General features: G+C 60.6%; 4 protein-coding genes and 2 pseudogenes. 5 read left to right on the top strand and 1 reads right to left on the bottom strand.

Annotated elements, in window-relative coordinates:
- The 3 genes and pseudogenes from IVB36_RS18850 to IVB36_RS18840 all read left to right on the top strand — a co-directional run.
- A pseudogene (locus IVB36_RS18850) lies at positions 1-417 on the top strand (IS21 family transposase); the annotation flags it as partial.
- A 15-nt stretch (positions 418-432) separates the two neighbouring features.
- Positions 433-1,188, top strand: coding sequence for an IS21-like element helper ATPase IstB (gene istB, locus IVB36_RS18845; RefSeq protein ID WP_247392719.1), 756 nt, complete (start codon positions 433-435; stop codon positions 1,186-1,188).
- A gap of 87 nt (positions 1,189-1,275) precedes the next feature.
- Positions 1,276-2,156, top strand: a pseudogene (locus IVB36_RS18840) (IS5 family transposase); the annotation flags it as partial.
- Between the two features lie 111 nt (positions 2,157-2,267).
- On the opposite strand, the gene IVB36_RS40145 reads toward IVB36_RS18840, so the two are convergent.
- The gene (locus IVB36_RS40145) at positions 2,268-2,402 is read right to left on the bottom strand and encodes a hypothetical protein (protein ID WP_256467264.1); all 135 of its coding nucleotides are present in this window, start codon (positions 2,400-2,402) and stop codon (positions 2,268-2,270) included.
- On the opposite strand from IVB36_RS40145, the gene IVB36_RS18835 reads away from it, so the two are divergent.
- Both IVB36_RS18835 and IVB36_RS18830 read left to right on the top strand, forming a co-directional pair.
- Complete coding sequence (locus IVB36_RS18835; protein WP_247392718.1) at positions 2,401-2,700, top strand: hypothetical protein; 300 nt, start codon at positions 2,401-2,403, stop codon at positions 2,698-2,700. The genes IVB36_RS40145 and IVB36_RS18835 overlap by 2 nt on opposite strands.
- Before the next feature lie 828 nt (positions 2,701-3,528).
- Complete coding sequence (locus IVB36_RS18830; protein ID WP_247392720.1) at positions 3,529-4,572, top strand: IS110 family transposase; 1,044 nt, start codon at positions 3,529-3,531, stop codon at positions 4,570-4,572.
- Positions 4,573-4,979 lie beyond the last annotated feature (407 nt).

Here is a 4,979-nt window from a genome sequence, read left to right as displayed (position 1 = left end):
CAAGGGACAGAGGATCGCCAGCCACGCCCGTGCGCCCAACCGGCGCGGCCACACCACGATTGCCGATCATATGCCCAGCGCCCACCGCCGCTACGGCAATTGGACGCCGGGAGGGTTGATCGCCGCCGGCGAGAAGATTGGTCCATCGACCGCGGCGTTCTTCCAGGTCGTCATCGAAGCCCGGCCGCACCGCGAGGAAGGCTTTCGCACCTGCCTCGGTATCCTGTCGCCGGCCAAGAGCTACGACAATGCGCGCGTCGATGCCGCCTGCCGACGCGGCATCCTCATCAAGGCTCGTCCGTCGCCTCGATCCGTTCGATCCTCAAGAGCGGGCTCGATCGCGCTTTCCTCGACGAGACGTCCGACCACCAGCCCCTGCGGCACGGCAACATCCGCGCTCAGGGCTATTTCCACTGAACCAGGGAGACTCCAATGCTGACACACCCCACCCATGAACGGCTGATCACGCTTGGCCTGACCGGAATGGCCAAAGCCTTCGAGGAGCAGCGACGATCACCGGACCTCGACGCCCTGCCGTTCGAGGAGCGCGTCGGGCTTCTCGTCGACCGCGAAGCCGCCGAGCGCGACACCAAACGTCTCACGACCCACCTCAAGTTCGCCGCGTTACGCCAGAGCGCATACGTGGAAGACGTCGATTTGCGCAGGCGCGGCATCGACCGCAGCGTCTTCGCCAGACTCGACGGCGGCGACTGGATCGACCGCAACGAGAACCTGCTCATCACAGGGGCAACCGGGCTCGGCAAAAGCTGGATTGCCTGCGCCCTCGGCCACAAGCCTGCCGCGACAATCGTTCGGTCCAGTATCACCGCGTCCCGCCCTGTTCGAAGCGCTGCCCTGGCTCGCGGCGACGGCCGATATGGCCGGGTGCTCAAAACCATCGGCCGCATTCAACTCCTGATCCTCGATGATTGGGGCCTGTCAGTTCTAAATCCGCCCGAACGGCGCGACCTTCTGGAGATCCCCGATGATCGCCACGGTCGCGCCTCCACCATCCTCACCAGTCAGGTCCCTGTTGAACATTGGCACGACGTTATCGGCGACCCAACTCTTGGCGACGCCATCCTGGATCGCCTCGTTCACAACGCTCACCGTCTGCAACTCTCCGGAGAAAGCATGCGAAAGCAGAACGCCCGCAATCAAACTCTTGACGCCAACTCAAACCCCTGAACGAATCACCCATGCCGGTCAAAGCCGCTGCTCACCATCGCGCGAATCAGCTGCTCACGATCGCCTGAAATCGCCGCTCACCATCGCCGAAATACGCACCCTCCAGAGCAATTGCTGAGCGCCTTGCTGCTGCAGGTGTTCTACGGCATCCGCTCGGAACGCCAGTTGATGGAGCAACTGGACTACAATCTTTGTATCGCTGGTTCGTGGGACTGTCGCCGGACGATCCGGTCTGGGACCCGACCACCTTCACCAAGAATCGGGCACGGCTGCAGAACTGCGATGTGTTCACGAAGTTCATGACCCGGCTTCTGAACCATCCGCAGGTCAAGCCGCTATTCTCGGACGAGCATTTTTCGGTGGACGGAGCGCTGATCGAAGCCTGGGCTTCGCAGAAGAGCTTTCGCCCCAAGGACGGCAGCGGCGACGATGATGACGGCGCCAACTTCCACGGCCAGAAGCGCAAGAACGACACTCACGCGAGTACCCGCGACCCGGATAGCAGGCTTTGTCGCAAGGCGGCCGGACGGGAGGCCAGGCTTTGCTATATGGGCCACGACACCATGGAGAACCGGCATGGACTGGCGGTGGCCGGCAGGGTCACGCATGCCAATGGCACCGCCGAGCGCCATACCTCGGAGGTCATGCTGAAGGCCAAACGCAAAGCTGCCAGCCATCGCATCACGGTCGGTGAGGACAAGGCCTACGATACCGCCGATCATGTCGCCAATCTTCGCGCCATCGGCGTGACGCCGCATGTGGCACAGAACCAGGCCGTCACCAAGACCGGCAAGACCCGCAACAGCGCCATCGACGAACGAACCACGCGGCAGTCGGGACATGGCATGTCGCAATCGCGCCGGGCGATGGTCGAATGCATCTTCGGATGGGGCAAGCAGCATGGCACCATGCGCAAGACCAAACATCGGGGCATCGCTCGGTCGCCGCCGACTTCCTGCTTAATCTGATCGCCAAACCTGATCCGAATTCCAAAACTGCTCGCCGCATAGCCACCCCGCGCCGGGGGGTAACCCGGCGCCGGGCCGAACACGGCATCTAACCTCCGGCGCTCCGCCCCGTCAGCGACCGAGCAAAGACAAGAAAACTCTCAGCTTCATAGTTTTCAGCAGACTGCTAGGTTCGCTTACATCTAGATCGCTCAACGGGATGCCGCCCACATCTTCGCCTCCGCGCACGTTAAAGAGCGTTTTCATGACCATGTCCTTTGGTCTTTTCTCTTTGGAGAACCCGATCTCGACAGGTCGTAACCGCATGGATTACGTGCCGACTGCTTCACTTGGGAAACGCTTCTCGCCGAAGCGGCAAAGAATATCCAAAACACTCGGCGGTGCGCCCCGGTTCCGGATTGGGCAGGGGACCGACGCGGTGGTCGCGGTCGCGCGTTCGATCAAACAGAAGATGGAGATCTTTGACGGCGCTTGGGCAATGTTCCAGCGGCATGTCAAAGACCCAAGCAACAATTCCTTCGCCGCCTTGCGCGCCGTCAAATAGCCGACTGAAGCTGTCGCTCGCGGCATGAGGCAGGCCGACAACGAGATGGCAACACCAATAGGCGAGGGCATGACGACCTAATACAGATACGTCATTCCGGGAATCGGGAGAACCCGCTTTCAGACGGTCAATGCCCGGTGGGCGAGGTAGAACATCGCGAAGGTGGAAATGATGAGGCTTGTCCGGGAGGGCGACGCTCGCACTTGGACAGCAGACTCAATGTGCGTGGCTTGAGGATGGGCATGTGACCCGATGAAGCAAGGTACGGTCGCTGATTTTCAGACCGCGCCTGACGCGGGCGGGGCGGGTCGCGCACGATCTCTTCCAGCGTGAGTTCTGACTCTTCAGGGGTGAATTGTGAAGGGGATCCCGGAGGATTTGCGGCTTTGAACAAGGCAGATCGGATCGTCGGTTGTCCACCGCCGCCCCGGTCGTCTATGTTGAACGCCGCTTCGACGCTGGAGACGAGCATGAATCTGCCGAGGCGCACCAAACAGAAGAAGGCCGAAAGCGAATCCTATGCCATTCTGATCTACACGCTGCGCAACGTAGAAATGTTCCGGAACATGACGGGAAAGCGACTACGGCATGATGGCGGGTGGCGAATAACTAAGGAAGCGTTTTCCCCTGCTTCAGATCAGGATCTACGACCCGCAGACGCATGCGCGCGAGGAAATCTGGGTCTTGAGATTCAAGCCTTGGCGGAGTTCGTCCGCTTGCGCGCCGGCAGCTCCGCCGCATCGGCCTCTCGTGTTGGGGGGGACGGCCCCCTTCCGCCGGTCTGCGTGGCAGGATGGGTCGTCGATGACCTCAAAGAAGGAGCCGCCCGTGGAAACAATTGTTCGCATCGGTTTGGACACGTCAAAGAGCGTATTTCAATTGCATGGCGTTGACCGGATGGAGCAGCCGGTCTTGCGACGTAAGCTGAAACGCAGTCAGGTTCTGGCGTTCTTCGGTCGTTTGCCGCCCGCGTTTGTCGCGATGGAGGCTTGCGGAGCATCGCACTATTGGGCGCGGGAGCTGCGATCGCTGGGGCATGAGGTGGCGATGATCCCGCCGCAATATGTCAAACCGTACGTACAGCGCGGGAAGTCCGACGCTGCGGGCGCCGAGGCGATTTGCGAGGCGGCGAGTCGACCCAAATTGCGCAAGAACTTTGTGCCGATCAAAAGTCCCGAGCAACAGGGCGCACAGATGCTGACGCGCGTGCGTACCCAGTTCACCGGTAGGCGCACCCAGCTCGCCAATTCGATCCGCGGTTACGCCGCAGAGTTCGGCTTTACCGCGCCCAAGGGGCTTTCGCGGCTTCAGCAATCGCTGATCGATATTCGGAGCCCGACAGTCCCCGAATTGGCAATGGAGTTGGTGGAGGCGTTGGCGACCGAACTGGCACGTGTTGATGATCAGATCGCCACGCTCGACAAAAAGCTCATGCAACTCCATCGGGGTAACGAGATGAGCCGACGACTGGCGGCTATTCCAGGAGTTGGTCCGATCGGCGCGACTTTGCTATCAATAAAGGTCGTAGACGCGCGCGGCTTCAAGCCGGCAAGAAGCTTTGCGGCCTGGCTCGGCTTGACGCCAAAAAACCACTCGACGGCAGGCAAGAACCGGCTCGGTGTTATCACGCGCGCCGGTGATGAGATGCTAAGAAGCGTCTTAGTCGCAGGCGCTACCGCGGTCATCGGCGACCTACGCCGGGGCGGCAGCAGGATGTGGCCTTGGTTAAAAGCTTTAATCGCGCGGAAGCCACCAAAACTCGTCGCGGTAGCATTGGCCAACAAGATGGCTCGGATCGCTTGGAAATTGATGATCAGCGGGGAGCGCTATCGACCCGTTGGCAAGGCAGTTCCAATGGCAACACCGATATAGGCATGAACGAAATGCAAAGTTTGGCGTCAGCACCGTGTCTGATGCTAAGGCTGGAACTTGCAGGATAGGAAGAGGTGGTGTGATCGGCGCAAGCCGAACAGGGAGAGTTTCCGCTCGGTTCACCGGCAGCAAATGCCGTTCTCGTGTTTGGATCTCACTGTTCGCGAAGCCCATCTCTTGGCCAGTGGTCGCAGACCCAATCGTAGGCCGGACATATGAGCGCAAGCGATCCGAGCATGCTGCCCAAGCCAATCCTTGCAAGTCGGGGGCCAATGGTATGGACCCGCCCTTGCCGCGGTGGAATCTCGAGCGTCAACTGCAGCGAAGGAGGATGTTATGCAGGTCGTTCGGATAGGTCTAGATCTGGCGAAGTATGTCTTCGAAGTTCACGGCGTCGACAACCACGG

Origin of the sequence: Bradyrhizobium sp. 35 (genome assembly GCF_023073215.1) — a bacterium.
Taxonomy (GTDB): domain Bacteria; phylum Pseudomonadota; class Alphaproteobacteria; order Rhizobiales; family Xanthobacteraceae; genus Bradyrhizobium; species Bradyrhizobium canariense_D.
This window is presented reverse-complemented; position numbering and strand designations above follow the sequence as displayed.